The sequence below is a fragment of the Streptomyces sp. NPDC048196 genome, from assembly GCF_040652715.1.
Lineage (GTDB): Bacteria > Actinomycetota > Actinomycetes > Streptomycetales > Streptomycetaceae > Streptomyces > Streptomyces siderophoricus.
On sequence record NZ_JBEZMM010000065.1, the window covers coordinates 13470 to 38279 of the forward strand.

At 72.6% G+C, this 24810-nt stretch carries 20 protein-coding genes; 11 read left to right on the forward strand and 9 right to left on the reverse strand.

The genetic code is table 11. The features are described from left to right. Positions 1-410 precede the first annotated feature (410 nt). Positions 411-3041: a serine/threonine-protein kinase gene (locus tag AB0E02_RS35155; protein WP_362147461.1), complete on the forward strand. Its 2631-nt coding sequence runs from the start codon at positions 411-413 to the stop codon at positions 3039-3041. A gap of 133 nt (positions 3042-3174) precedes the next feature. Here AB0E02_RS35155 and AB0E02_RS35160 read toward each other — a convergent pair whose 3' ends face one another. Further along, entirely contained in the window at positions 3175-3393 is a 219-nt protein-coding gene (locus AB0E02_RS35160) for a hypothetical protein (RefSeq protein WP_362147464.1), read from the reverse strand. A gap of 172 nt (positions 3394-3565) precedes the next feature. On the opposite strand from AB0E02_RS35160, the gene AB0E02_RS35165 reads away from it, so the two are divergent. Together AB0E02_RS35165 and AB0E02_RS35170 are read left to right on the forward strand one after the other, a co-directional pair. Then, positions 3566-4408, forward strand: coding sequence for a helix-turn-helix transcriptional regulator (locus tag AB0E02_RS35165; RefSeq protein WP_362147467.1), 843 nt, complete (start codon positions 3566-3568; stop codon positions 4406-4408). Beyond that, the gene (locus AB0E02_RS35170; protein ID WP_362147470.1) at positions 4390-4602 is read left to right on the forward strand and encodes a DUF397 domain-containing protein; all 213 of its coding nucleotides are present in this window, start codon (positions 4390-4392) and stop codon (positions 4600-4602) included. The genes AB0E02_RS35165 and AB0E02_RS35170 overlap by 19 nt, the downstream gene beginning before the upstream one ends. A 71-nt stretch (positions 4603-4673) precedes the next feature. Here AB0E02_RS35170 and ilvD read toward each other — a convergent pair whose 3' ends face one another. The 3 genes from ilvD to AB0E02_RS35185 form a co-directional block, all read right to left on the reverse strand. Further along, positions 4674-6527, reverse strand: a complete 1854-nt coding sequence (gene ilvD, locus AB0E02_RS35175) for a dihydroxy-acid dehydratase (protein ID WP_362147473.1) — start codon at positions 6525-6527, stop codon at positions 4674-4676. Positions 6528-6732: 205 nt separating this feature from the next. Beyond that, complete coding sequence (locus AB0E02_RS35180) at positions 6733-7557, reverse strand: sugar phosphate isomerase/epimerase (RefSeq protein WP_199816451.1); 825 nt, start codon at positions 7555-7557, stop codon at positions 6733-6735. A gap of 455 nt (positions 7558-8012) precedes the next feature. Next, entirely contained in the window at positions 8013-8936 is a 924-nt protein-coding gene (locus AB0E02_RS35185) for a Ppx/GppA phosphatase family protein (RefSeq protein WP_362147477.1), read from the reverse strand. 94 nt (positions 8937-9030) lie between these two features. Between AB0E02_RS35185 and AB0E02_RS35190 the strand changes: the two genes are divergently transcribed. After that, positions 9031-9867, forward strand: coding sequence for a hypothetical protein (locus tag AB0E02_RS35190; protein WP_362147480.1), 837 nt, complete (start codon positions 9031-9033; stop codon positions 9865-9867). 50 nt (positions 9868-9917) lie between these two features. Here AB0E02_RS35190 and AB0E02_RS35195 read toward each other — a convergent pair whose 3' ends face one another. Then, entirely contained in the window at positions 9918-11822 is a 1905-nt protein-coding gene (locus AB0E02_RS35195; RefSeq protein WP_362147483.1) for a sigma-70 family RNA polymerase sigma factor, read from the reverse strand. A 275-nt stretch (positions 11823-12097) separates the two neighbouring features. Here AB0E02_RS35195 and radA point away from each other — a divergent pair, with 275 nt between their 5' ends. Together radA and disA are read left to right on the forward strand one after the other, a co-directional pair. After that, a complete protein-coding gene (radA, locus tag AB0E02_RS35200; RefSeq protein ID WP_362147485.1) occupies positions 12098-13510 on the forward strand; it encodes a DNA repair protein RadA in 1413 nt (470 codons plus the stop codon). 144 nt (positions 13511-13654) lie between these two features. After that, on the forward strand, positions 13655-14779 hold the full coding sequence (gene disA / locus AB0E02_RS35205; protein ID WP_030415811.1) for a DNA integrity scanning diadenylate cyclase DisA: 1125 nt from the start codon (positions 13655-13657) through the stop codon (positions 14777-14779). Positions 14780-14978: 199 nt separating this feature from the next. Here disA and AB0E02_RS35210 read toward each other — a convergent pair whose 3' ends face one another. The 3 genes from AB0E02_RS35210 to AB0E02_RS35220 all read right to left on the reverse strand — a co-directional run bounded on the left by AB0E02_RS35210 (position 14979) and on the right by AB0E02_RS35220 (position 18145). Beyond that, complete coding sequence (locus tag AB0E02_RS35210) at positions 14979-15968, reverse strand: NAD-dependent epimerase/dehydratase family protein (protein ID WP_362147490.1); 990 nt, start codon at positions 15966-15968, stop codon at positions 14979-14981. 383 nt (positions 15969-16351) lie between these two features. Further along, the gene (locus tag AB0E02_RS35215; protein ID WP_362147493.1) at positions 16352-17200 is read right to left on the reverse strand and encodes a hypothetical protein; all 849 of its coding nucleotides are present in this window, start codon (positions 17198-17200) and stop codon (positions 16352-16354) included. 405 nt (positions 17201-17605) lie between these two features. Continuing rightward, a complete protein-coding gene (locus AB0E02_RS35220; RefSeq protein WP_362147496.1) occupies positions 17606-18145 on the reverse strand; it encodes a pyridoxamine 5'-phosphate oxidase family protein in 540 nt (179 codons plus the stop codon). Positions 18146-18892: 747 nt separating this feature from the next. On the opposite strand from AB0E02_RS35220, the gene AB0E02_RS35225 reads away from it, so the two are divergent. Together AB0E02_RS35225 and AB0E02_RS35230 are read left to right on the forward strand one after the other, a co-directional pair. Continuing rightward, complete coding sequence (locus AB0E02_RS35225) at positions 18893-19852, forward strand: A/G-specific adenine glycosylase (RefSeq protein WP_362147499.1); 960 nt, start codon at positions 18893-18895, stop codon at positions 19850-19852. A gap of 658 nt (positions 19853-20510) precedes the next feature. Further along, on the forward strand, positions 20511-21077 hold the full coding sequence (locus tag AB0E02_RS35230; protein WP_030417146.1) for a SigE family RNA polymerase sigma factor: 567 nt from the start codon (positions 20511-20513) through the stop codon (positions 21075-21077). Positions 21078-21419: 342 nt separating this feature from the next. Here the strand turns inward: AB0E02_RS35230 and AB0E02_RS35235 are convergent, their stop codons facing one another. Next, positions 21420-21653, reverse strand: coding sequence for a hypothetical protein (locus AB0E02_RS35235; RefSeq protein WP_362147501.1), 234 nt, complete (start codon positions 21651-21653; stop codon positions 21420-21422). Here AB0E02_RS35235 and AB0E02_RS35240 point away from each other — a divergent pair. From AB0E02_RS35240 to cseC, 3 genes are read left to right on the forward strand one after another with little or no spacing between them, the layout of a single operon-like run. Continuing rightward, positions 21652-22158: a hypothetical protein gene (locus AB0E02_RS35240; protein WP_362147504.1), complete on the forward strand. Its 507-nt coding sequence runs from the start codon at positions 21652-21654 to the stop codon at positions 22156-22158. The two genes, AB0E02_RS35235 and AB0E02_RS35240, sit on opposite strands and share 2 nt — an antisense overlap. 9 nt (positions 22159-22167) lie before the next feature. Beyond that, the gene (cseB, locus tag AB0E02_RS35245) at positions 22168-22878 is read left to right on the forward strand and encodes a two-component system response regulator CseB (protein WP_351536993.1); all 711 of its coding nucleotides are present in this window, start codon (positions 22168-22170) and stop codon (positions 22876-22878) included. A gap of 8 nt (positions 22879-22886) precedes the next feature. After that, positions 22887-24188 carry a two-component system sensor histidine kinase CseC gene (gene cseC / locus AB0E02_RS35250; RefSeq protein ID WP_030801711.1) on the forward strand — a complete coding sequence of 434 codons (1302 nt, stop codon included), beginning with the start codon at positions 22887-22889 and terminating at the stop codon, positions 24186-24188. Positions 24189-24810 lie beyond the last annotated feature (622 nt).

Consider the following 24810-nt stretch of genomic DNA (forward strand, 5'->3'; position numbering starts at 1 on the left):
CCGGACGAGTCATGTGACGCCCAGCGATGCCAGGCCGGTTCTGCGACGCCCGGCAATACCGTGACGGGTTATGTGACGCCCACCGATACCGGGCCGGTTCTGCGACGCCCAGCGGCGCCGGACCGGCTAAGTGACGCCCACCGATACCGGGCCGGTTCTGCGACGCCCAGCGGCGCCGGACCGGCTAAGTGACGCCCACCGATACCGGGCCGGTTCTGCGGTGCCCAGCGGTGCCGGGCGGGTTGCGACGCCCAGCAATGCCGGACGAGTTACGTGACGCCCAGCAGTGCCGGGCCGGTTGTGCCACGCGCACGCTAGCAAGCCTCAGCGCTTTCGTACGTGCCATCGACTAGGCTCCGCGCGTCGCACCTGCGACCGATTGGCACGGGGAATGACACGGGGGTGGAACCATGCCAGCGCTGCGCGATTCCGGCATCGGCCCGGAAGCGGAGCGTCCGGAATACGCCGGGAAATACCGGCTGGAAGCGCGGCTCGGGGCCGGCGGTATGGGCGTGGTCCATCTGGCCCGCTCCTCCTCCGGACTGTTGCTCGCGGTCAAGGTCATCCATGCGGAATTCGCCCAGGACCCGGAGTTCCGGGGGCGGTTCCGGCAGGAGGTGGCGGCCGCCCGCCGGGTCAGCGGGGCCTTCACGGCCCCCGTCGTGGACGCCGACCCGGACGCCGGACGCCCCTGGATGGCCACCCTCCACATTCCCGGCCCGACGCTTTCCGATCATGTGAAGCGGAACGGCCCGCTGACCCCCGGCGAGGTGCGCCGGCTGGCCGCCGGACTCGCCGAGGCACTGCGCGACATCCACCGCGCCGGGGTCGTGCACCGCGATCTGAAGCCGGGGAACGTGCTGCTCGCCGCGGACGGGCCGAAAGTCATCGACTTCGGCATCTCGCGCCCGTCCGACAGCGATATGCGCACCGAGACCGGCAAGTTGATCGGTACGCCGCCGTTCATGGCGCCCGAGCAGTTCCAGCGGCCGCGCGAGGTCGGCCCGGCGGCGGACGTCTTCGCGCTGGGCTCGGTGCTGGTGCACGCCTCCACCGGGCGCGGCCCGTTCGACTCGGAGAGCCCGTACATCGTCGCCTACCAGGTGGTGCACGACGACGCCGATCTCGCGGGCGTCCCGCGGGAGTTGGTGCCGCTGATCGAGAGCTGTTTGGCGAAGGACCCGGCGGACCGGCCGACGCCGGACGCCCTGATGGAGCTGCTGCAGACCGACGCACCGGAGGACGACCCGGTGCCGGGCGCGGTGGCCGGTGCGGTGCCGGGCGCGCTGCCGGGCCTGACGGCGGGCGTGCCGCCCGGGGAGTACGGGAAGGCAGGGGAGGACGGGCAGGCCGGGCAGGCCGGGCAGGCCGGGCAGGCCGGGACGCGGGGTGTGCCGCCCTCGGGTGCGCCGTCGCTGTCGCCGCAGTCCCCTGACCCGATACCGGGTCCGAGCCTGAACCCTCCGAACCCGAACCCGGGTCCTGGCCCGGGCCCGAGCGGTCCGGGCCCTAGCGGTCCGGGCCCTAGCGGTCCGGGTCCAAGCGGCCAGGGTCCGAGCGGTCCGGGTCCGCGCATTCCCGAGCAGCGCGGCGGGGCGGTACGGGCCGCGGCCGGCCCCTCGCGGGCGGAGACCACGCACGTACGCGCCGCCGCCCCCCTCCCCACAGCGATACCGGAGGCGCCCGCACCAACGGGAGCAACCGCACCACCAGGCTCACCAGGCTCACCAGTTCCGCCTCGGCCGCCGGAGGGCGCCCACCGGCAGGAAGGCCCGAATCCCGGCCGCCCCCAGCGCCGCGCCCCGCTCACGGCCGTGGCCCTCGCGGTGACCGTAGCGGTCGCGGCCGTCTTCACCGGCATCCGGCTCCTGTCCCCCGTCTCCGGCGAGGACCCCGCTCTCCAGACCCACCCGCCCCGCACCGCCACCGGCGACGCCCGCCCCTGGCGGACCACGCTCACCCCGCGTCCCCGGGGCCACGACGCCGAGATGGCGTACTGCACCGGCGGCTCCGGCGCCGTCTTCTGCGGCCAGTCCGGGCTCCCCGCCGCCCGGCTCGACCCCGACACCGGCCACGTGGCCTGGCGGCGCACCGGCGCCCCCGCCGGCAAACAGGCCACGACCCCGACCGCGCCCGTGCTCTCCGGCGGACTGCTCTACGTCTTCTCCGCCGACGGCAAACGGCTCTCGGCCCTCGACCCCTCCCCCGGCGGCCGGGGCGCCACCCGCTGGAGCAAGGACGTCTCCGGTTACGAGGGCGGCGCCACCGTCATCGGCAACCGCGTGCTGCTGACCGCCTCGGACGGCACGGTCACCGCGCTGGACAGCGCCACCCACCGGCAGCGCTGGCACAAGCGCTTCGCCGGCCACGAACTGCCGCTGTTCACGGCGTTCGCCGGCGCGCCGGGCACCGCGTACGCCGCCGAGCCCACCGCCGACGGCACCCACTCCCAGGTCACCGCCATCGACCCGGCCACCGGCACGGTCCGCTGGGCACGCCGGCTGCCCGGCCTCCTCACCCCGGCCGGACCGGCGGGAACCGGGGGGTCCGACGGGTCCGAGGGGCCCCGGGCGCTGTTCCTCACCGTCACCGACCCCAAGCTGTCGTACCGCACCACCGGCGTCCTCCGGTACGACCCCGCCACCGGCCACACCCGCACGCTGCCGGTGACCGGCTCACCCGACCAGGTCTCCGCCGTCGTGCACGGCGAAACCGTGTATCTGCTGGGCGAGGGCGGTGCGTTGCAGGCCACCGGGGCACACCACTGGTACACCGAGACGTCGGTGAGCCGGGGGTCGGTGCCGGTGGTGAACGGCGGCCGGCTGTTCTTCAGCGCGGCCGACGGCCGGCTGATCGCCGTCGACACCGCCAACGGCGGCGTCCTCGGCCAGACCCGGCCACGGCTGTCCGGCACCCGCAGCAACGGCTACCTGGAGACGGTCCCCGCCCCCTGGACCGACGCCCACCGCGGCCGGATCTATGCGGCGGCCCCCGACGGCACGGTGTTCTCCGCCCCGCTGAAGGACCCGTCCAACTGGTAGGGCCGCACGGTCCGCAACGGCGTGTCGATGAACATCGGCCCGCTCTTGGCGTCATAGGCGTACGGACTCCGGTGCCGCGGCAGCGGCACGCGATGCGGGGACGGCTGCCCAAAGGAGCGCCCGGTCGGACCGTTCACCGCCCCGCCGCTTTCCTCAACGCCGCGATCAGCTTGAACGTCGTCTCCAGATTGCACCGCCCCAACTCGATCAGCGGACGCGGGTGTTGGTAGCTGTACGACACCGGGTCGACGCTCAGCGACGGCAGCACGATCCCGGTCCGCGCCAGCGTCCTCATCAATTCGTCGCACGCCGCTTCCGCCGCCGCGTTCGCCGTGATCCGTTCCGCGGTCATCCTGACCAACCAGCCCTTCTGTCGTTCGCCTGCCCGGAACCCCGGAGGCCGACTACTGTGCGTATTCCAACCGTCACCAGGATGCATGCGGAGAAGGGCGCGAATACCCCTTGCGGGGCGTACTTCGCCGCGCTGAGACGTCCGTTCCACACCTTCCACGGAGGAGGTCGCCATGCCGCCGAGACGAGCGGTCACCGGCCGCAGCCAGGAGCCGCGCCAACGCTTCGTGGAGGAGCTGCGATTACTCCGCTCCCGCAAGGGCGACAGCCTCCGCCAGCTCGGCGAGACGCTGGGCTGGGACTGGTCCCTCTTCGGCAAGATGGAGGGCGGCCAGACCCTCGGCAGCCCCGAGGTCGTCCAGGCCCTGGACCAGCACTACGGGACACCGGGACTGCTGCTGACGCTGTGGGAGTTGGCGGCGGGCGACCCTACGCAGTTCCGCGAGCGGTACCGGCGGTACATGACGCTGGAGGCGGAGGCGGTGAGCTTGTGGCACTTCGGTGTCAGCGTCTTCCCTGGCATGCTGCAGACGGAAGGCTACGCGCGCGAAGTGCTCGCGGTAGGTGGCTCTAAGGGCGACGACCTGACCCGGCAAGTGGAAGCGCGCATAGGGCGCCGCGAGTTGCTGAGGGGCGACGAGGCGCCACCGTTCCGGACGATCCTCTCCGAGGCTGTGTTGCGCGCGTCGTTGCGGGATCCGACGGAATGGCGAAAGCAACTGGAACATCTTGCCGAGGCGGCGGCGGCTCCGAACGTCACGCTCCAGGTGCTGCCTGACATCTCTGGTCCGCATGGCCTCGTGAGCACCGACGTCATGTTCCTCCGCCTCCCCGACGGCCGAACCGTGGCTTACACGGAGAACGCCCATCGTGGTGAACTCATCGAGGAAACCGGGCCGGTTGAGCGATTGCAACGCGCGTACGATGCGGTGCGCGACCTGGCCCTGAGCCCGGCCGAATCGCGGAAGTTCGTCATGCGGATGTTGGAGGAAGTGCCGTGCGAGCCATCGACCTGAGCACCGTCACCTGGCGCAAGTCCAGCTACAGCAACCCCGACGGCGGACAGTGCATCGAGATCGCCGACGACATCCCGACCCTCGTCCCCGTCCGGGACAGCAAGGCCCCGCACGGCCCCGCGCTGGTCTTCCCTGCGGCCGCGTGGGCCTCGTTCGTGGACGCCGTCAAGGGCGGGGAGTTGTCCAACGTCTGACACAGGGACAGCGAAACGTGAAGGAGCCCCCACCCAGGTGGGGGCTCCTTCACGTCCGATGCCGGCGGGCCTCAGCCCAGCAGGCTCACGTCCCGGACCGCGCCCTTGTCCGCGCTGGTGGCCATCGCGGCGTAGGCGCGCAGCGCCGCGGAGACCTTGCGTTCGCGGTTCTTGGGGGCGTAGACGCCGCCGAGGGTCTCGCGGCGGGCCGCCAGCTCCTCTTCACCGACCAGCAGCTCGATCGTGCGGTTCGGGATGTCGATGCGGATCCGGTCGCCGTCCTCGACGAGGGCGATCGTGCCGCCGCCGGCCGCCTCGGGGGAGGCGTGGCCGATGGACAGGCCGGACGTGCCGCCGGAGAAGCGGCCGTCGGTGATCAGCGCGCAGGTCTTCCCCAGGCCCCGGCCCTTCAGGTACGAGGTCGGGTAGAGCATCTCCTGCATGCCGGGGCCGCCCTTGGGGCCCTCGTAGCGGATGACGACCACGTCGCCGTCCTTGACCTGCTTGTTGAGGATCTTCTCGACGGCCTGTTCCTGCGATTCGCAGACCACGGCCGGGCCCTCGAAGGTCCAGATGGACTCGTCGACACCGGCGGTCTTCACGACGCAGCCGTCGACGGCCAGGTTGCCCTTGAGGACGGCGAGGCCGCCGTCCTTGGAGTAGGCGTGCTCGGCCGAGCGGATGCAGCCGCCCTCGGCGTCCTCGTCCAGTGCCTCCCAGCGCTTGGACTGGGAGAAGGCCTCCGCGGACCTCTCACATCCCGGCGCCGCGTGCCACAGCTCGACGGCCTCCGCGGACGGCGAACCGCCGCGCACGTCCCAGGTCTTGAGCCAGTCGGCGAGCGACGGGCTGTGGACGGAGTTCACGTCCTCGTTGAGCAGGCCGGCGCGGTGCAGCTCGCCGAGCAGGGCCGGGATGCCGCCGGCGCGGTGCACGTCCTCCATGTAGTACGTGCGGTCCTTGGCGACGTTGGGAGCCACCTTCGCCAGGCAGGGGACCCGGCGGGAGACGGCGTCGATCGCTTCGAGGCCGAAGGGGACGCCCGCCTCCTGGGCGGCGGCGAGCAGGTGCAGGATCGTGTTGGTCGAGCCGCCCATGGCGATGTCCAGGGCCATGGCGTTCTCGAACGCGTCGAAGGTGGCGATGTTGCGCGGCAGGACCGACTCGTCGCCGCCCTCGTAGTAGCGCGTGGTGAGCTCGACGACCGTACGGCCGGCCTTCTCGTACAGCGCCTTGCGGGCGGTGTGCGTGGCCAGCACCGAGCCGTTGCCCGGCAGGGAGAGGCCGATGGCCTCGGTCAGGCAGTTCATCGAGTTGGCGGTGAACATGCCGGAACAGGAACCGCAGGTCGGGCAGGCGTTCTCCTCGATGCGGAGGATGTCCGCGTCGGAGATCTTGTCGTTCACCGCGTCCGAGATCGCGTCGACCAGGTCGAGGGTGCGGACCGTGCCGTCGACGAGGGTGGCCCGGCCGGACTCCATCGGGCCGCCGGAGACGAAGACGGTCGGGATGTTGAGTCGCAGCGCGGCGTTCAGCATGCCCGGGGTGATCTTGTCGCAGTTGGAGATGCAGATCAGCGCGTCGGCGCAGTGCGCCTCGACCATGTACTCCACGCTGTCCGCGATCAGGTCGCGGGAGGGCAGGGAGTACAGCATGCCGCCGTGGCCCATGGCGATGCCGTCGTCGACGGCGATGGTGTTGAACTCGCGCGGGATACCGCCGGCCGCCTTGACCGCCTCGCTGACGATCCGGCCGACCGGCTGGAGGTGGGTGTGGCCCGGCACGAACTCGGTGAAGGAGTTCGCCACGGCGATGATCGGCTTGCGGCCGATGTCCGAGCCCGCTACGCCCGAGGCGCGCATAAGGGCGCGGGCACCCGCCATGTTGCGGCCGTGGGTAACGGTGCGGGACCTCAGCTCGGGCACGATGGTCACTCCCTCGGGATACGTACGTTCAGCCGTACAGCAGCAGCGGCATACCGCAGCTGATCCCGAGGTTACGCTCTTGATCCAAGATCCGGACACTGACTCCGGGATGTGAGACGGATGACCGGAGTGCGGACGGCGACCGGCCGGCCCCCGCGGCGCGTGCCGGGCGGACCGTTTCTCCCCGTACCGGCAGGAGAACCGGTCAGGACCCCGGCACCCAGGTCGGCGAGGCCAGGTGCAGCCTTGTGAAGGCCAGCGCCTCGGCCAGGTCGGCTTCGCGTTCGGCGGCGGACATCGCCCGGCGGGTGTTGACCTCGACGACCACGTGGCCGGAGAAGTTGTTCGCGGCCAGCCGCTCCAGCACCTCGGCGCAGGGCTGACTGCCGCGGCCCGGGACGAGGTGCTCGTCCTTGGCGGAGCCGTTGCCGTCGGCGAGGTGGACGTGCGCCAGCCGGTCGCCCATCCGCTCCACCATGTCCAGCGCGTCGTTGCGGGCCGTGGCGGTGTGCGACAGGTCGACGGTGAAGTGCCGGTAGTCGTCGTTGGTGGGGTCCCAGTCCGGGGCGTACGCCAGCATCTCGCGGTCGCGGTAGCGCCACGGGTACATGTTCTCGACGGCGAACCGCACGTCCGTCTCGTTCGCCATCCGCCACACCCCGCGGACGAAATCCCGGGCGTAGCTGCGCTGCCAGCGGAACGGCGGGTGGACGACCACGGTGGAGGCGCCGAGCTTCTCGGCGGCGTTGCGGGCGCGCTGGAGCTTGACCCACGGGTCGGTCGACCAGACCCGCTGGGTGATCAGCAGACAGGGCGCGTGCACGGCCAGGACCGGCACGCCGTGGTAGTCGGAGAGCCGGCGCAGCGCCTCTATGTCCTGGCTGACCGGGTCGGTCCACACCATGACCTCGACGCCGTCGTAGCCCAGGCGCGCGGCGATCTCGAAGGCCGTCGCCGTCGACTCCGGATACACCGAGGCCGTGGACAGCGCGACCTTCGCATCCGGGATGCGCACCACAGGCTCTGTCACGAGGGACAGCGTACGGGCCGGAGCTGTGCGCAGGGCGGGAGGTCCGGGCCCCTCGCGTCCGCCGTTGTGGCTTGTGGGGCGGGGGGTACGCAGGTGGCGGGGCCGATCGGCGGCGTGACGAGTCTCACGTGCGTGTCTTCGCCTCCGCCCACGGCCCGGCATGGTCCGGCAACCGCCGCAGCCGCCCTACGCGCCGCCTCTCCGACCCGGCCGCCCCCGAGCGGACTCCCGCCTACGGCAGGTGGCTCAGGCACTACGGCAGGTGCTCAGGCACTACGGGCTGGTCCAGGCACTACGGCAGGTGCTCAGGCACTACGGGCTGGTCCAGGCACTACGGCAGGTGCTCAGGCACTACGGGCTGGCCCAGGCACTACGGCACGCGGCTCGGGCACCACGGGCTGCGGTCCCGGCACTACGGCACGCGGTCCCGGGCACTACGGCAGCCGGACCGGGCACTACGGCAGGTGGTCCAGCCGCCGCAGGATGACCCCCTCGCGGAGCGCCCACGGGCAGATCTCCAGGGTCTCCACCCCGAACAGGTCCATCGCCGCCTCGGCGACCAGCGCCCCGGCCAGCAACTGCCGCGCCCGGCCCTCGGACACCCCGGGCAGCTCGGACCGCTCCCGCGCGGACATCCCGGCCAGCTTCGGCACCCACTCCTCCAGCTTCTTGTGGGTCAGCTCGCGCTGGACGTAGAGGCCCTCGGCGGAGCGGGCGGCACCGGCGATCCGGGCCAACTGCCGGAACGTCTTGGACGTGCCGACGATCTGGTCGGGGGTGCCGTAGCGGCTGAACTCGCTCACCACCCGGGCGATCTCGGCCCGCACCCGGCGGCGCAGCGTGCGGACGTCCTCGGGATCGGGCGGGTCCCCGGGCAGCCCGGCCGCGGTCAGCCGGCCGGCGCCCAGCGGCAGCGACACCGCCACGTCCGGGTCCTCGTCGAGGCCGTAGGCGATCTCCAGCGAACCGCCGCCGATGTCGAGGACCAGCAGCCGGCCCGCGGACCAGCCCAGCCACCGGCGGGCGGCGAGGAACGTGAGCCGCGCCTCGTCCTCACCGGAGAGCACCTGCAGCTCCACCTCGGTCTCCTCGGCGACCCGGCGCAGCACGTCCTCCCCGTTCGACGCCTCCCGCACCGCGGACGTCGCGAACGGCAGCACGCTCTCCACACCCTTGTCCTCGGCCACCTGCAGCGCCTCCCGGACGGTGGCCACCAGCCGTTCCACCCCGGCGTCGCTTATCGCGCCGTCGTCGAGGAGCTCGGCCAGCCGCAGTTCCGCCTTGTGCGAGTAGGCGGGCAACGGCCGCGCGCCGGGGTGTGCGTCCACCACCAGCAGATGGACCGTATTCGAACCCACATCGAGGACACCGAGTCTCATACGGGGAAACCTACTGCGACGCCCGGCAGGGCTCGTCGGCGCGGTGGGCCCCCGGCCCCTCCGGGTGCCGCGGAACGCGCCGTACGCTGGACCCGTGGCAAAGACGAAAAAGGCGAAGCACGAAAAAGCGTCGAAGAAGGAAGAAAAGCGGCGCGCCCAGGCGGCCGAGGGGAACCAGCCCCCGGCCGACGAGGTCGGACTCGACTTCGCCCGCGCCTGGGTCACCTTCCCCGACCCGGCCGACGACGAACAGATCTTCCGCTGCGACCTGACCTGGCTGACGTCCCGCTGGACCTGCATCTTCGGCAGCGGCTGCCAGGGCATCCAGGCCGGCCGGGCCGACGACGGGTGCTGCACGCTCGGCGCGCACTTCTCGGACGACGACGACGAGAAGCGGGTCGCCGAGCACGTGGCGCGGCTCACGCCCGACCTGTGGCAGTTCCACGACGTGGGCACCGACAGCGGCTGGGTCGAGGTCGACGACGACGGCGAACGGCAGACCCGCCGCTGGCAGGGCTCCTGCATCTTCCAGAACCGCCCCGGCTTCCAGGGCGGCGCCGGCTGCTCGCTGCACATCCTCGCGCTGCGTGAGGGCCGCGAACCGCTGGAGACCAAGCCCGACGTCTGCTGGCAGCTGCCGGTCCGGCGCACCTTCGACTGGATCGACCGGCCCGACGACACCCAGGTGCTGCAGGTCACCATCGGCGAGTACGACCGGCGCGGCTGGGGCCCCGGCGGCCACGACCTGCACTGGTGGTGCACCTCCGCGACCTCGGCGCACGGCGCGGGCGAACCGGTCTACGTCTCGTACAAGCCGGAACTGACCGAGCTGATGGGCAAGAAGGGCTACGCCAAGCTCGCCGAGCTGTGCGAACAGCGGCTGGCCGCGCAGCTGCCGATGGCCCCGCACCCGGCGGACCCCCGGCCGTAGACCCACCGGAACCAGCGCCGTACCCCGCCCGGCCCCGCCCGGCCCGCTGCTCAGCGGGCCGGGCGCGTCGTGTTCGACGGGGTGTCCGACGGCTTGAAGGGCGTCGGCCCGGAGGTCGCCGTGGGGCCGCTCGGCGACGCGGTCGGCGACGGGTCCGAGGGGCCGGGCGTCGGGCTCGTCCGCGACGGGGACGGCGCCGGAGCCGTGGGGGTGGGGTCCGTGGGCGCCGGCGTGTGCGGGGGACGCGACGGCGACGGACCGGCCGGCGACGGGCCCTGCGGTCCGGTCGCCGGACCGCCGTAGCCCTCCAGCGTGACCGCGGTGCCGCCCGGGTGAATGGCGATCCGGGTCCGCCAGCGGCCCGCCGGCTCCCGGTCGTGGTCGACGTAGACCGTGACCGTCGTGGACTGCCCGGGGTGCAGATAGCCCGCCGTCTGGCTCATCTGCAGCCATGCCGCGCCCGGCGTCGCCGTCCAGTGCACCGGCTCGCCGCCGGACGCACTGATCGTGATCGCCGTCGTGCCGCCGCTGGGCTGCGCGGCGACCGTCAGCCGCCCCGGACCCGTCGCCGTACGGTCCGCCTCGCCCGGCCGCAGCGGGGTGCCGTCCGCGCCGATCACCGCGACCGACACGTCCGGCGTCCGGCCGTCGCTCCGGGTGGTCGGCGACGGCGTGGTCCTGGCGTTCCCGGCGTTCTCGTACCCGCCGTCGAGGCGCGCCCCGGCGTCGGTGTCGTTCGCCGTCACCGAGGGCATGCCGTCCGCCGCGGTCTCCCCCGTGGCGGGCGCCCCGCGGTAGGCCGCCCACAGGGCCAGCACCGGCGCCGCGATGACCGTGGCGACCACCGTCGTGGTCAGGGCCCGGGCGCGCAGCCTGCGCCGCCGGGCCGAGCGGTCCGGCGGCGGGCCCGCCGGGAAACCGTTGCGGTCGTAGCGAGGAGAACCGTTTGCCCCACCCGGCCGGCCGCGGCGTCCGGCCGCGGCGGAGCCGTCGGCCCGGCCCGTACGGGACCGCCGGGCCGCCGCCAGCGCCCCCAGAACCGCCTCCTGCGGCGCGGCGACCAGCGGCAGCGAACCCCGGGCCGCCGGCGCGGTGCCCGGCCACGGCCCCGGCGCGGTGGCCCGCTCCGCGGTCCGCCGGCAGGTCGCGCAGTCGTCGACGTGCCGCACCAGCTCCCGGCTCAGCGCCGCCCCCAGCAGCACCTGACTGTCCCCCGCCAGCTGCGCCACCTCCTTGCACCGGCCGGACTCGACGACGGCCAGCGCCGCCCGGGTCCGCTCGACCTCGCAGGAGGCGGTGGCGAGCAGCGCGCGGGTGGCGATCGGGTCGGCGCCGAGCACCGCGGCGACCTCGTCGGCGGAGAGCCGGTGCCGCACCGACAGCTCCAGCGCCTCCCGCTGCCCGGGAGAGGTGCCCGCGGCCTCCGGCCAGGCCAGCACGGCCAGCTCCCGCTGCCGCCGCTCGCCCTCGCGGGGCGACACGGGACCGGAGCCGGTGGCGGTGGCGGGGCCGGTGGCGAGGCCGGTGGAGGCGGAGGCGGGGGTGACGGTTCCGGAGCGGGAGCCGGAGCCGGAGCGGGAGCCGGAGCCGATGCCCGTGCCCGTCCGCTCGGCGAGCCGCCGCAGACATGCCCAGCGGGCCAGCGCGTACAGCCAGGCGCGGTGCAGCGCCGGGTCGGCCGGGCGGCGGTGGTGGTGCCGCTCGGCGAGCGCCAGCATCTCGCCGAGCACCGCGGTCGCCGCGTCGTGCTCGCACAGCACCGACAGGCAGTAGGTGAACAGGCCGTCCAGATACGGCTGATAGCCGTCACCGGGCTCCTCCGGGGCACCCGGGGCGGGCGGCTGGAGGGGCCGGGAGGACGGCTGGGCGGACTGCGGACGGCTCCGGCGCCGGTCGTCGCCGCGCGACCGGTGTACGCCGGTGGAGTGCGTGGGGTGCTCGGGCCTGCTGCTCATCACCCCGGCGACGGTAGGCGGATGATGCAGCCGGACTTACTCTCCCGGACCACTTTTAACCCTTACGGGTGACCATCTCCCTCAAAAGGGGACACGAACCGGCCGCGGCACACAAAGCGCACGCGGCGTGCGCCACCCGGTCGGAGCAACGAGGCAGCGGGAGGCGAGACGGGCGACGGCCCCGGGGGGGCGGGAAGCGAGACGGCGACGGCCCCGGGGGGCGAGCCCCGGCGGCAGGCGCGGCACTGTCAGACCCCGCCGCTACGGTGATCCCCATGGCAACTCGTAAAGCGCCGGGCAAGGACCGCCCCTCGTACCGCTGCACCGAATGCGGCTGGACCACCGCCAAGTGGCTCGGCCGCTGCCCGGAATGCCAGGCGTGGGGCACGGTCGAGGAGTTCGGCGGCACCCCCGCCGTCCGCACCACCGCGCCCGGCCGGGTCACCACCGCCGCCCTGCCCATCGGCCAGGTCGACGGCAAGCAGGCCACCGCCCGCTCCACCGGCGTCGACGAGCTCGACCGCGTCCTCGGCGGCGGCCTGGTCCCCGGCGCCGTGGTCCTCCTCGCCGGCGAGCCCGGCGTCGGCAAATCCACCCTCCTGCTGGACGCCGCCGCCAAGTCCGCCTCCGCCGACCACCCCACCCTCTACGTCACCGGCGAGGAATCCGCGAGCCAGGTCCGGCTCCGCGCCGACCGCATCGGCGCCCTCGACGACCACCTCTACCTCGCCGCCGAGACCGACCTCTCCGCCGTCCTCGGCCACCTCGACACCGTCAAGCCGTCCCTGCTGATCCTGGACTCCGTCCAGACCGTCGCCTCCCCCGAGATCGACGGCGCCCCCGGCGGCATGGCCCAGGTCCGCGAGGTCGCCGGCGCCCTCATCCGCGCCTCCAAGCAACGCGGCATGTCCACCCTCCTCGTGGGCCACGTCACCAAGGACGGCGCCATCGCCGGCCCCCGCCTCCTGGAGCACCTCGTCGACGTCGTCCTCCACTTCGAAGGCGACCGGCACGCCCGCCTCCGCCTCGTCCGCGGCGTCAAGAACCGCTACGGCACCACCGACGAGGTCGGCTGCTTCGAACTCCACGACGAGGGCATCACCGGGCTCGCCGACCCCTCCGGCCTCTTCCTCACCCGCCGCGACGAACCGGTCCCCGGCACCTGCCTGACGGTGACCCTGGAGGGCCGCCGCCCCCTGGTGGCGGAGGTCCAGGCGCTCACCGTCGACTCCCAGATCCCCTCACCGCGGCGCACCACCTCCGGCCTGGAGACCTCCCGCGTCTCGATGATGCTCGCCGTCCTCGAACAACGCGGCCGGATCAGCGCCCTCGGCAAACGCGACATCTACAGCGCCACCGTCGGCGGCGTGAAGCTCACCGAACCCGCCGCCGACCTCGCCGTCGCCCTCGCCCTCGCCAGCGCCGCCAGCGACACCCCGCTGCCCAAGAACCTCGTCGCCATCGGCGAGGTCGGCCTCGCCGGCGAGGTCAGACGCGTCACCGGCGTCCAGCGCAGGCTCTCCGAAGCCGCCCGGCTCGGCTTCACCCACGCCCTCGTCCCCACCGACCCCGGCAAGATCCCCGACGGTATGCGGGTGATGGAGGTCGCCGACGTCGGACAGGCGCTCTCCGTCCTGCCCAAGCGCGTACGCCGGGAGGCCCCACAGGAGGAGGGTGTGCGCCGGTAGACTTTGCCCTGGTCTCGCCCGTCACCGCAGAATTGCCTGTCGGCCACGTACGCTCCGCTGGTACGTCAACCACAGGCTGATGCATCAACCACAGCAAGGGCCGGGCGGCCCGCGGACCGACAGACCGTGCGACGGAGGAGTGCAGTGGCAGCCAACGACCGGGCATCGACTCCCGGCAGGTCCGGCGGGGGATCCGGCACCGAGAGCCTGATGCGCGCCTCGCTGAGCGCCGTCGCCCCCGGCACGGCCCTGCGCGACGGCCTGGAGCGCATCCTCCGCGGCAACACGGGCGGCCTGATCGTCCTCGGCTTCGACAAGACCGTCGAGACCATGTGCACCGGCGGCTTCGTCCTCGACGTCGAATTCACCGCCACCCGCCTCCGCGAGCTGTGCAAACTCGACGGCGCACTGGTCCTCGACAAGGACATCACCAAGATCCTCCGGGCCGGCGTCCAGCTCGTCCCCGACGCCTCCATCCCCACCGAGGAGACCGGCACCCGCCACCGCACCGCCCAGCGCGTCTCCATCCAGGCCGGCTTCCCCGTCGTCTCCGTCAGCCAGTCCATGCGGCTGATCGCGCTCTACGTCGACGGCGAGCGCCGCGTCCTGGAGGAATCCGCGGCCATCCTCTCCCGCGCCAACCAGGCCCTGGCCACCCTGGAGCGCTACAAGCTCCGCCTCGACGAGGTCGCCGGCACCCTCTCCGCCCTGGAGATCGAGGACCTGGTGACCGTACGGGACGTGACCGCCGTCGCCCAGCGGCTGGAAATGGTCCGCCGCATCGCCACCGAGATCGCCGAATACGTCGTCGAACTCGGCACCGACGGCCGGCTGCTCGCCCTCCAGCTCGAAGAGCTCATCGCCGGCGTCGAACCGGAACGCGAACTGGTCGTCCGCGACTACGTCCCCGAGCCCACCGCCAAGCGCGCCCGCACCGTCTCCGAGGCGCTCGCCGAACTCGACTCCCTCACCCACGCCGAACTCCTCGAACTCCCCAACGTGGCCCGCGCACTGGGCTACAGCGGCGCCCCCGAGACCCTCGACTCCGCCGTCTCCCCCCGCGGCTTCCGCCTCCTGGCGAAGGTCCCGCGCCTCCCCGGCACCGTCATCGACCGCCTCGTCGACCACTTCGGCGGCCTGCAGAAACTCCTCGCCGCCAGCGTCGACGACCTCCAGACCGTCGACGGCGTCGGCGAAGCCCGCGCCCGCTCCGTCCGCGAGGGCCTCTCCCGCCTGGCGGAATCCTCGATCTTGGAGCGGTACGTGTAGGTGGGGTGCGTAGGTGGGGCGTGTGTGTGGGGGGGTGGGGGTGACCCGCTGGCGGGAATAACCCGCTGTGCTCTTGGCGTTGTGGCCTCGCAGGGGGCCCGCGCATCCCCTACGGGATCTGTTCGACTGCCCCCTAAGGGCCCCCGCAGCCCCCTTCCCCCACTCCCCGCCCCCGCCCCCGCCCGACGTCCCTCGGGGCCTACCGCAGCGCCGCCGCCTCCTTCGCCGCCGCCAACCCCACCGCCGGCCGGTCCGGACGCTGCGGCGCCACCCCGCCGATGCTCCGCAACCACGCCCACGTATCGGCCACCGTCTCGGCAATCGGCCGGCACCGCAGCCCCGTCGCCAGCGCCCGGGACACATCCGCCCCGTACATCGCATCCTGCAACTCACCCGGCGCCAGCCACACCGGCAACTCGGTCCACGGCTCCACACCGGCCGCGAGTACGTCCTCCGGCGCCGTCCAGCGCAGCTCCGCGTCCGAGCCGGTGACCTTCACACAGCTCTCCAGCAACTCCCCCATGGTGGCGTGCCCGACCTCGCTCACCAGGTTGTACGCCCCGCCGAGCCCGGCCTCCAGCGCGTCGAGCGTCCACTCCGCGAGATCACGCACATCGATGTACTGCAGCGCCATCTCCCGCGGCCCCGGCGCGAGCACCGGCCCACCACGGGCGATCCGGCCCAGCCACCACGGCAGCCGCCCGATGTTCTCGTACGGCCCGAGGATCAGCCCGGCCCGCACCAGCAGCGCCCGCTCCCCGAACGCCTCCAGGGCCGCCAACTCCCCGCCCCGCTTGGCCACCGCGTAGTCCTCGGCGTCCGTGGCGTCCGCGGACCCCGTCACCAGCGGCCCGTCCTCGTCCAGCCCGTACGCCGCCGGGTACGCGTACACCGACCGGCTGGACACGTACGCATACCTGCCGACCCGCCCGGCCAGCAACCGCGCCGCGTCCCGCACCGCCGAGGGCGCACCGCTCCAGGTGTCCACGACGGCGTCCCATTCCCCGGCCCGCAACGCCGCGAGGCCCTCCGGGCCCGCCTCCCCCCGTTCACCGTGCAGGACCGCCGCGCCCTCCGGCGCCGCGTGCCGCCCCCGGTGGAAGACCGTCACCTGCCAACCCCGCGCCAGCGCCGCCTCGGTGACCGCCCGCCCCACGAACTCCGTACCGCCCAGCATCAGTAGCTTCATACCGCCGACTGTGCCGGACCGCGCCGACCCGAACCAGCACCGCACGCCGTCAGCGGAATCCCTACCAGCGGAATTACCGGAGCTCCCGCTTCCGAACCGCGGACGGCTCACGCCCAACGGTGTGCGGTGTGCGGCGAACGGCCAACGGCGAACGGCGAACGGGGACCGCGCACACCCAACGCTCGACCCGCGGCCCGACGTTCCACTCCCGACGCCCGACGCCGACGTTGGCCGACACCCAACGCCCTACGTTGGCCGACACCAGACGATGGCCCACGCCCGACGCTTACGTTGGCCGACACCCGACGAGGGCCCACGCCCTGACGAGGGCCGACGCCCGACAGTGGACGAGGGACGCTAAGAACGACGGAGGCGACGAAGGCTCAGTCTTCTGCCAGGACGAACGACGTACGGACGGACTTCAGTCCCGGCACCTTGGCCTCGATCCGGTACTTGCCGGCCGGCACCGTGGCCGAACTGGGCGTCGCGCACTGCGGTCCGCTCGCCCGACGGTCCCACTCGACGGTGCGCTTCACGGAGCCGTTGGCCGGCACCTGCAACAGCGCCGGCGCGGTGCCCGAGGGGCAGTCGTTCGAGGCCCACACCCGGTCGTCACCCGCGGCGTCGCTGATCGTGAGCACCGCCGCCTTCCGCCCGAGGTCCACCTTGCAGGCCGCGTCAGCCGTGTTCTTGACGGTCAGCTCGAACTGCGGCTTCTTGCCCGGCGCGTACGAGCCCTTCACGCTCCGCAGCGCCAACTCAACGTCAGGATCAGTGCAGTTGGGCAACGAAGAACTGGCCGGAACACCCTTCCCGGACCCCTGCCCGATCGGCCCGCCGGCACCCGCGCCACCGCCCGACGCCCCGCCCCCGGAACCACCGCCGGCCCCGCCGTCCTCACCGCCGGCGCCGCTCCCGACGCCCGAGGAGCCCGTACCACCGCCGGAACCGGAGTCATCCCCTGACTCCCCTCCGGACCCCGACTCACCGCGCCCGCCCGGCTTTTGGCTGATCGCCGGGCCCGCGGACGAGGGTCCGGGCGTGATCGACGTCGCGGGCCCCTTGCCGTGCGCACCGCCCTTACCCTCGTCGCCGCTGTTGTCGCCGCCGCCCAAGTTGAGGGCCCACACGACCAGTAGGGCGAGCAGTACGACGATGGCCAGCGCAATGGCCCTCCGCCGCCAGTAGATGGAGGAGGGAAGCGGCCCGATCGGATTGCGCAGTGATCCCACGCGGAAACTCTACGAGAGATCAGCAGCCGCACCGGCCACTACCCGCCGCATGAGACTGCAACTTTTCCCATGATCAGCCTGGCCCTCACTGCCCACACCCGCCCAACCCCCCACACACACCCCTTCCACCCCACCAACCCCACACATCCACCACCCCCCACGCACCACCGCCCAACCCCACACCCCCACCGCCCTCATGCACCACCACCCACACCCACCCCTCGCCCCACGACCAACCCACCACTCCCGCGGTGCGGGCAGCGCCCCCACAGCCGCGGGCCACATCCCCCGGGCCACAGGGCGCCGGCATCCCCTGAACCACCGCGCAGGCAGCATCCCCGGGCCACCGCGCAGGCAGCGTCCCCGGGCCACCGCGCAGGCAGCGTCCCCGGCGGCACCCAGCGCCTACGCCCTCTCCGGACGCGGCCACTCCACCTTGTGGCCGAAGCCCTGGCCGTTGTCGATCAGCCGCAGCCAGTCAGGGCGTAGTTCCCAGAGGGTGGTGCGTTCCAACGCGGCCCGAAGCCGCTCGTCCGCCTCGACGAAGGGGAAGCGTTGGGTATAGGCCCGCCAGCCGACGGCCCGCTCGGCGCCCGACAGGGCCCGGCAGCGCCCCCTCCCCTGAATCCCCGTCAGCGCGCTCCACTCCTGGCCGTCGCGCTGCACCGTGAAGGCGACCCGTGCCCCTTGGTCGGCCAGAGCCCGTCCGTGGCGCGTCGTGGTCGCCGTGACGAAGTACAGCACCGGCCCGCCGACCGCTCCTGCCGCACCTGCCGCGGCGGCGGGAGCGGGAGCGGCGGCAGTGTCGGTGGCGTACAGGACCGCGCAGGCCTGGGGGCCGTCCTCGTCCACGTACGCCAGGGTGATCGTCGTGTGGGCGGCCAGTGCCTGCTGGATCGCATGCGGGCAGGGCGGGGAGCTCCCGGCTGCCGCGCCACCCTGCACCGACTCGCCACCTTGCACCGAGTCGCCGACACGCCCTGACTCACCGCCGCGCACGGACCGGTCGCCACGCGCGGGCCGGTCGCCACGTACGGGTCCCCCACCACGAACGGGCTCCCCGCCGCGCGCAGGATCACTGTCGCGCATGCGCAAGGGCTCGTCTGCTCTGTCGTCCGGCTTCGCCGTACGTCTACCGCTCACTTCTGGCGTCTCGGGCATCTGCCTGTCGCCGTCGTTCGTCTTCGCCATGTCCGTATCCCGGCCTTGTGCCCTATACCCGCGCCCCGCGCCTTGCGACCCGCGCGTTGCACCTTGCGCTTCCTGCGCCCCGCGCATTTTCCTGCGGCCCTCGGCTGGCTCCGAGCCGACCTCTGGCTGGACCCGCCCAGCCGCCCGTGCGCCCAGCCGACCGTGCCCTGCCACGTCCCTGGCCTTGCCCGACCCTGCCCCGCCCTGCCTCGCCCCGCCTTATCCACCTCCCCCGCCTACCCACCCTGCCTGCCTCCCGTCCCTGCCTTGTTCTGCCTTGTCGCCTCCTTCTTGTTCCGGCAACGATTACGGAGAGTAATCAGTTCCCTCGGAGTGTAATGAGTTTTGGTAGGGCTTGCGGAGTCGGTCTTGAGGGGGTGGCGTACCGGCGGTAGCGGCCAAGCGTGCGCATGTGGTCGTCCTGCGAGTGGGTGGGCGTGCGGCGGGGCGCGGCCGGTGCGTTTCCTGGGGGCGTACGGACGTGCCAGGATCGTCGGTGCCATGACTTCGACGCCTGTCACCTCATCTGCCACGTCCGACGCCGCCGAGACCGCTTCCGCCGCCGTTCCGGCCGCGGAGGCCGCAGACGGGACCGCGCTGCACGGGCCGGTCACCGACTGGTTCGACGAGCATGCCCGCGATCTGCCCTGGCGCCGCCCCGAGGCGGGCGCCTGGGGTGTGATGGTGAGCGAGTTCATGCTCCAGCAGACGCCGGTCAGCAGAGTGCTGCCGGTGTACGAGCAGTGGCTGGCCCGCTGGCCGCGCCCCGCCGACCTGGCCGCCGAGGCGCCGGGCGAAGCGGTCCGCGCCTGGGGCCGGCTCGGTTATCCGCGGCGTGCGCTGCGGTTGCACGCCGCCGCGTCCGCCATACAGGAGCGGCACGGCGGTGACGTGCCGCGCGAGCACGCCCAGTTGCTGGCGCTGCCCGGCGTCGGCGAGTACACCGCCGCGGCGGTCGCCTCGTTCGCGTACGGGCAGCGGCACGCGGTGCTGGACACGAACGTGCGGCGGGTGTTCGCGCGCGCGGTGGCCGGCCGGCAGTTCCCGCCGAACGCCACCACCGCCGCCGAGCGCAAGCTCGCCCGCCAACTGCTGCCCGAGGACGAGGGGCTGGCGGCGCGCTGGGCGGCGGCCACGATGGAGCTGGGTGCGCTGTTGTGTACGGCGCGCACGCCGGAGTGCCACCGTTGCCCGATCGCCTCGCGGTGCGCGTGGCGGCTGGCCGGCTCCCCGGCGCACGACGGTCCGCCGCGGCGCACCCAGACGTACGCCGGTACCGACCGGCAGGTGCGCGGGAAGCTGCTCGCGGTGCTGCGGGAGGCGGTGGCGCCGGTTCCGCAGCAGGTGCTGGACGCGGTGTGGGACGAGCCGGTGCAGCGCGCCCGGGCGCTGGACGGGTTGGTCTCGGACGGCCTGGTGGAGCCGGTGGGCGGTGGCCGCTACCGGTTGCCGCTGTCGTAGGCGGGAGCTCCAGCGGCGGGAGCTCCGGCTCGATCGCCGTGGTCGGCCCAGTTACCGGTGCCGGTTCACCCGCGAGTGATCACCTTCGCCCGCGCGTGATCGCTTTCGCCCGTGCGCGATCGCTCTCGTGGGTACACCTGCGTAACCGCCGCCCGCGGGCGGGCCCGCACCCCTGGACGTAACCGCCGCCCACACCCCGACAACCGATCCCCCAAACCCTCAGGGGCGGCTGCACCTGCAGCCGCCCCTGACCGTCTTTCATGACCGAAAAGGGTTGGCAATCGGCTGGATGGTGATTCTTCGGTCGGGCGGCGGCGCGGTAACCCCGGTAGCAGGGACGCATGCGCCGCGACGAGTAGACGAGTAGCCGAGACGGGTTCCATGACGGCTGCCCGGCAGGCGCCATGACGAATGCCGTAAGCCTCATGGGCCTTTCGGTGGGGGTGTTGTCCGTCCGGAGTATGACGGGGCGGGGGTCGCCGTCCCCCCGAGGTATGACCCCCGGCGGGCTGTTACACAACCGAGGGTTTTCCGTGCACTCGCTGTGGGGCCCACGCACATTACGTCGCAACACCCCCTCCGTAGCGTCTTCCACGTGCTGGAGATGACCGCCAGCGCAGTCAACGTGGGGAATCGCAAGCGGATCGGAGGCGTCGGGATGGCGACCAGCGGCGGCAAGGTACTGGACTTCGAAGAGTACGTGCGGACGCGGCAGGAGGCCCTGCTGCGCAGCGCCCGGCGTCTGGTGCCCGATCCGGTCGACGCCCAGGACCTGCTGCAGACGGCGCTGGTGCGTACGTACGGCCGCTGGGACGGGATCGCGGACAAGTCGCTGGCCGACGCCTACCTCCGCCGCGTCATGATCAACACCCGTACGGAGTGGTGGCGGGCCCGCAAGCTGGAGGAGGTGCCCACCGAGCAGCTGCCGGACGCGAGCGTGGACGACGGCACCGAGCAGCGCGCGGACCGGGCGCTGCTGATGGACATCCTCGGGGTGCTGGCTCCCAAGCAGCGCAGCGTGGTCGTGCTGCGGCACTGGGAGCAGATGAGCACGGAGGAGACGGCTGCCGCGCTCGGGATGTCCACGGGCACGGTCAAGAGCACGCTGCACCGTGCGCTGGCGCGGCTGCGTCAGGAACTGCAGGCCCGCGACATCGACGCGCGGATGCTGGAGCGCGGCGAGCAGGAGCGGGCGCGCCAGGACCAGGAGCGGTGCGCGGCCTGACGTGCGGGGAGCGGCTCCCCGGGCACGCGCGTGACAAATGTGTGAAAACGGTCACGTGGTCCGGAGTCGTACGGTTCACAGGTCGAGGCGTCACAATCGCATCAGGGAACACCCCGGGGCACCCGGAACACCGCGGAACCCCCGGGAACACCTCGGAACACCTCAGGAACGGCTTCGCCGGACGGCAGCGCGCCGCTCGGCGGACGGCATTCCGTAGCGATGACGGCTTTCACTCAGCAACGAGGACCGCGAGGACCACGACCACCACGCAGACCGACGACTATCGTCACTTCAGAGCCCTCAGAGCCTCCAGGCACTTCAGTCACTCGGCCTTCAGGCACTTCAGTCACTCACGAACAGCAGCGGGATCGGCGGCTGTGCGAGCAGCACGGTGAGCAGGAGCGGATTGTCCAGGAACAGGTTGACCAGGATCGGGTTGACCAGAGGCGGCGCGGCCACGGCGGGGGTGGCCGCCGTCGGCCTTTTGCTGGCCGGGTGCAATCCGGGGGGCGAGGGTGTGCGCAGTGAGGGGTCGGCGAGCAGCACCCCGGCACCCAAGGGGGCGGCGAGCAGCATGCCGAGTCCGACGTCGTCGGCCGGGTACAAGAAGGTCGACGCGGTCCGGCTGATGCGGGACGATCCGAAGGTCGGCGCGGATGTGAAGAAGTCGCTGTACAAGCCGTGCGCCGCCGACGAGTATCCGGTGGAGGTGACCTATGCGTCGCTGACCGGCGGTTCGTCGCCCGATGTCATCGTCAACGTCATGACCTGCGCGGATTCGGTGGGGATCGGGTCCTACGTGTACCGCAGGGACAGCGGGGCGAAGGACGGGTATGACAACGTGTATGCCAATGAGCAGCCGTCGGTCTCGGCCGCGGTCAACAAGGGTCAGCTGGAGATCTCGAAGCAGACCTACGCGGCCGGCGACCAGGTGTGCTGTCCGTCCGGTGAGGACGTGACGACGTACCGCTGGGCGGGCGGCCGCTTCCGCCAGGACGACGAGTACCACACCGACTACAGCAAGACCACCGTCGACAGCATCCCGGCGCCGGACGACAGCGGCGCGGGACCGGAGGGTTGAGACAACCGCATGGCCGACACCCATGTGCTTTTCGTCGAGGACGACGACGTGATCCGTGAGGCGACGCAGCTCGCGCTGGAGCGGGACGGATTCGTGGTCACCGCGATGCCGGACGGGCTCGCGGGGCTGGAGGCGTTCCGTGCGAACCGTCCTGACATCGCGCTGCTCGACGTGATGGTGCCGGGGCTGGACGGGGTGAGTCTGTGCCGGCGGATCCGTGACGAGTCGACGGTTCCGGTGATCATGCTGTCGGCGCGGGCCGACTCGATCGATGTGGTGCTGGGCCTGGAGGCGGGCGCGGACGACTACGTCACCAAGCCGTTCGACGGGGCGGTGCTGGTGGCGCGGATCCGTGCGGTGCTGCGCCGTTTCGGCCATGCCAGTGGCCCGGACGGTGCCAAGCCGGCCGCGGCGGCGGACGCCGGCCCGGACGAGGCGGTGCTGCGCTTCGGTGATCTGGAGGTCGACACCGAGGGCATGGAGGTCCGCAAGGGCGGCGAGAACGTGGCGCTGACGCCGACCGAGATGCGGCTGCTGCTGGAGTTCTCCAACGCGCCGGGTACGGTCCTCTCGCGCGACCGGCTGCTGGAGCGGGTGTGGGACTACGGCTGGGGCGGTGACACCCGGGTCGTGGACGTCCACGTCCAGCGGCTGCGCGGCAAGATCGGCCAGGACCGGATCGAGACGGTCCGCGGTTTCGGATACAAGCTGAGAGGCTGACGCCGCCGGTGGTGAGGCTGGCCCTGCGGACAGGGCTGAGATGGAAGCTCAGCGCCGCGATCGCGCTCGTCGGAGCGCTGGTCGCGATCGCGCTGAGCCTCGTCGTGCACAACGCGGCCCGCCATTCCATGCTCGACAACAGCCGGGACGTGCAGGTCGAGCGGCTGAATTTCACCCAGAAGATCTTCGAGTCGACCAGCCGGCTGCAGTTCGGGGCGAAGCTCGACGATCCGGCGCTGCCGGGGCCGCTGCGCCGGGAGGTCGCGGAGAACGAGCGCGCGACGTATCTGCAGGACACCGGGGAGACGGCGCCGGAGGTGTGGGCGGCGACGCCGTTGAGCGACGGCCGGGTGCTGTCGATGCACGACCGTTTCCCGGACCGTTTCGCCGTTCTGGACGATCTCGACCAGGCGCTGCTGATCGGTTCGACCGCCGTGGTGGTGGGCGGCTGTGCGCTGGGCGTGCTGGTCGGCGGGCGGCTGTCCAAGCGGCTGCGGAAGGCGGCCGCGGCGGCGGGGAAGCTGGCCGACGGGGACCGGTCGGTACGGATCCGCGACGAGGTCGGCGGCCGGGTGCGGGACGAGACGGACGATCTGGCGTGGGCGGTGGACGCCATGTCGGACGCGCTCCAGGAGCGGATCGAGGCCGAGCGGCGGGTGACCGCGGACATCGCCCATGAGCTGCGCACGCCGGTCACGGGTCTGCTGACCGCGGCCGAGCTGCTGCCGCCGGGCCGCCCGTCGGAGCTGGTCCGGGACCGTGCGCAGGCGCTGCGGACGCTCGTCGAGGACGTCCTGGAGGTGGCCCGGCTGGACGGCTACGCCGAGCGCGCCGAGCTGCAGGACGTGGCGTTGGGCGAGTTCGTCACCCGCCGGGTGCGGGCCCTGGACCCGGACATCCGGATCGATGTCGTACGGGACTCCGAGGCGACCACCGATCCGCGCCGGCTGGAGCGGATCCTGGGCAATCTGATCGCGAACGCGGCGCGGCACGGCAAGCCGCCGATCGAGGTGACGGTCGAGGGCCGGGTGCTGCGGGTGCGCGATCACGGGCCCGGTTTCCCGGAGGCGCTGCTGCGCGAGGGGCCGAGCCGGTTCCGCACCGGCAGCAGCGACCGGGCGGGCCGCGGCCACGGGCTGGGCCTGACCATCGCGGCGGGCCAGGCCCGCGTGCTGGGCGCCCGTCTGACCTTCCGCAACGCGGACGAACTGACGGACGGCTCGACGGGCGCGATCTCCGTCCTCTGGCTACCGGAGAACGCCCCGACGAATACGGGCAGCTTTCCCGTCATCCACCTTCCGGATCGGTAGCCCACGTTCCGCTGCGCTTTGCGGCGCCTCGCACGTAGCTGTCTGCTGCGCCGCGGGGCTCGCCGTTGCGCTTTGCGGCGCCTCCCACGTACCTGTCTGCGGCGCCGCGGGGCGCTTTGCGGAGCCCCCTACGTACCTGGCTGTCGCGCCGCGGGGCGTCTCGTCGTTGCGCTTTGCGGCGCCCCCGCACGTACCTGTCTGCTGCGCCGCGGGTGTTGTTCGCCGTTGCGCCTGCGGCGGGCTGGGTTGTTGCTGGGTGCGGTGACGGACCTCCGGGGCCTTGTTCGTGGACTGCTGTCGCTTTACGTCCACGAACAAGGCCCCTCCGGCCCGTCCCCTCCCGTTGGGGGAGTGTGCGGGCGAGTGGGGGCGCGCGTCGTGGAGGATGCACCTGGTGTCGCCGGTCAGTGGGAATAGCTCACCCGGCGCGTCCAGTTGTGGCCCCGCAGGGGCCCTCACAACCCTTACGGGATCTGTTCGACCCACCCCTACGGGTCCCCAAGGCCCCTTGCATCCCCAACGCCCACCCCCACCCACCTTCTTCCCATCCCTCAACGGGAGGGGACGGGCCGGAGGGGCCGGTGTTTGGGACTGCTGTCGCTTTACGTCCCAAACACCGGCC

Bases quoted from the DNA above. Each gene is read 5' to 3' on its own strand.
- AB0E02_RS35155 (WP_362147461.1), top strand. From the start codon at position 411: ATGCCAGCGCTGCGCGATTCCGGCATCGGCCCGGAAGCGGAGCGTCCG.
- AB0E02_RS35160 (WP_362147464.1), bottom strand. From the start codon at position 3,393: ATGACCGCGGAACGGATCACGGCGAACGCGGCGGCGGAAGCGGCGTGC.
- AB0E02_RS35165 (WP_362147467.1), top strand. From the start codon at position 3,566: ATGCCGCCGAGACGAGCGGTCACCGGCCGCAGCCAGGAGCCGCGCCAA.
- AB0E02_RS35185 (WP_362147477.1), bottom strand. From the start codon at position 8,936: ATGAGACTCGGTGTCCTCGATGTGGGTTCGAATACGGTCCATCTGCTG.
- AB0E02_RS35195 (WP_362147483.1), bottom strand. From the start codon at position 11,822: ATGAGCAGCAGGCCCGAGCACCCCACGCACTCCACCGGCGTACACCGG.
- radA (WP_362147485.1), top strand. From the start codon at position 12,098: ATGGCAACTCGTAAAGCGCCGGGCAAGGACCGCCCCTCGTACCGCTGC.
- AB0E02_RS35210 (WP_362147490.1), bottom strand. From the start codon at position 15,968: ATGAAGCTACTGATGCTGGGCGGTACGGAGTTCGTGGGGCGGGCGGTC.
- AB0E02_RS35225 (WP_362147499.1), top strand. From the start codon at position 18,893: ATGACTTCGACGCCTGTCACCTCATCTGCCACGTCCGACGCCGCCGAG.
- AB0E02_RS35230 (WP_030417146.1), top strand. From the start codon at position 20,511: ATGGCGACCAGCGGCGGCAAGGTACTGGACTTCGAAGAGTACGTGCGG.
- AB0E02_RS35240 (WP_362147504.1), top strand. From the start codon at position 21,652: ATGCCGAGTCCGACGTCGTCGGCCGGGTACAAGAAGGTCGACGCGGTC.
- AB0E02_RS35235 (WP_362147501.1), bottom strand. From the start codon at position 21,653: ATGCTGCTCGCCGCCCCCTTGGGTGCCGGGGTGCTGCTCGCCGACCCC.
- cseB (WP_351536993.1), top strand. From the start codon at position 22,168: ATGGCCGACACCCATGTGCTTTTCGTCGAGGACGACGACGTGATCCGT.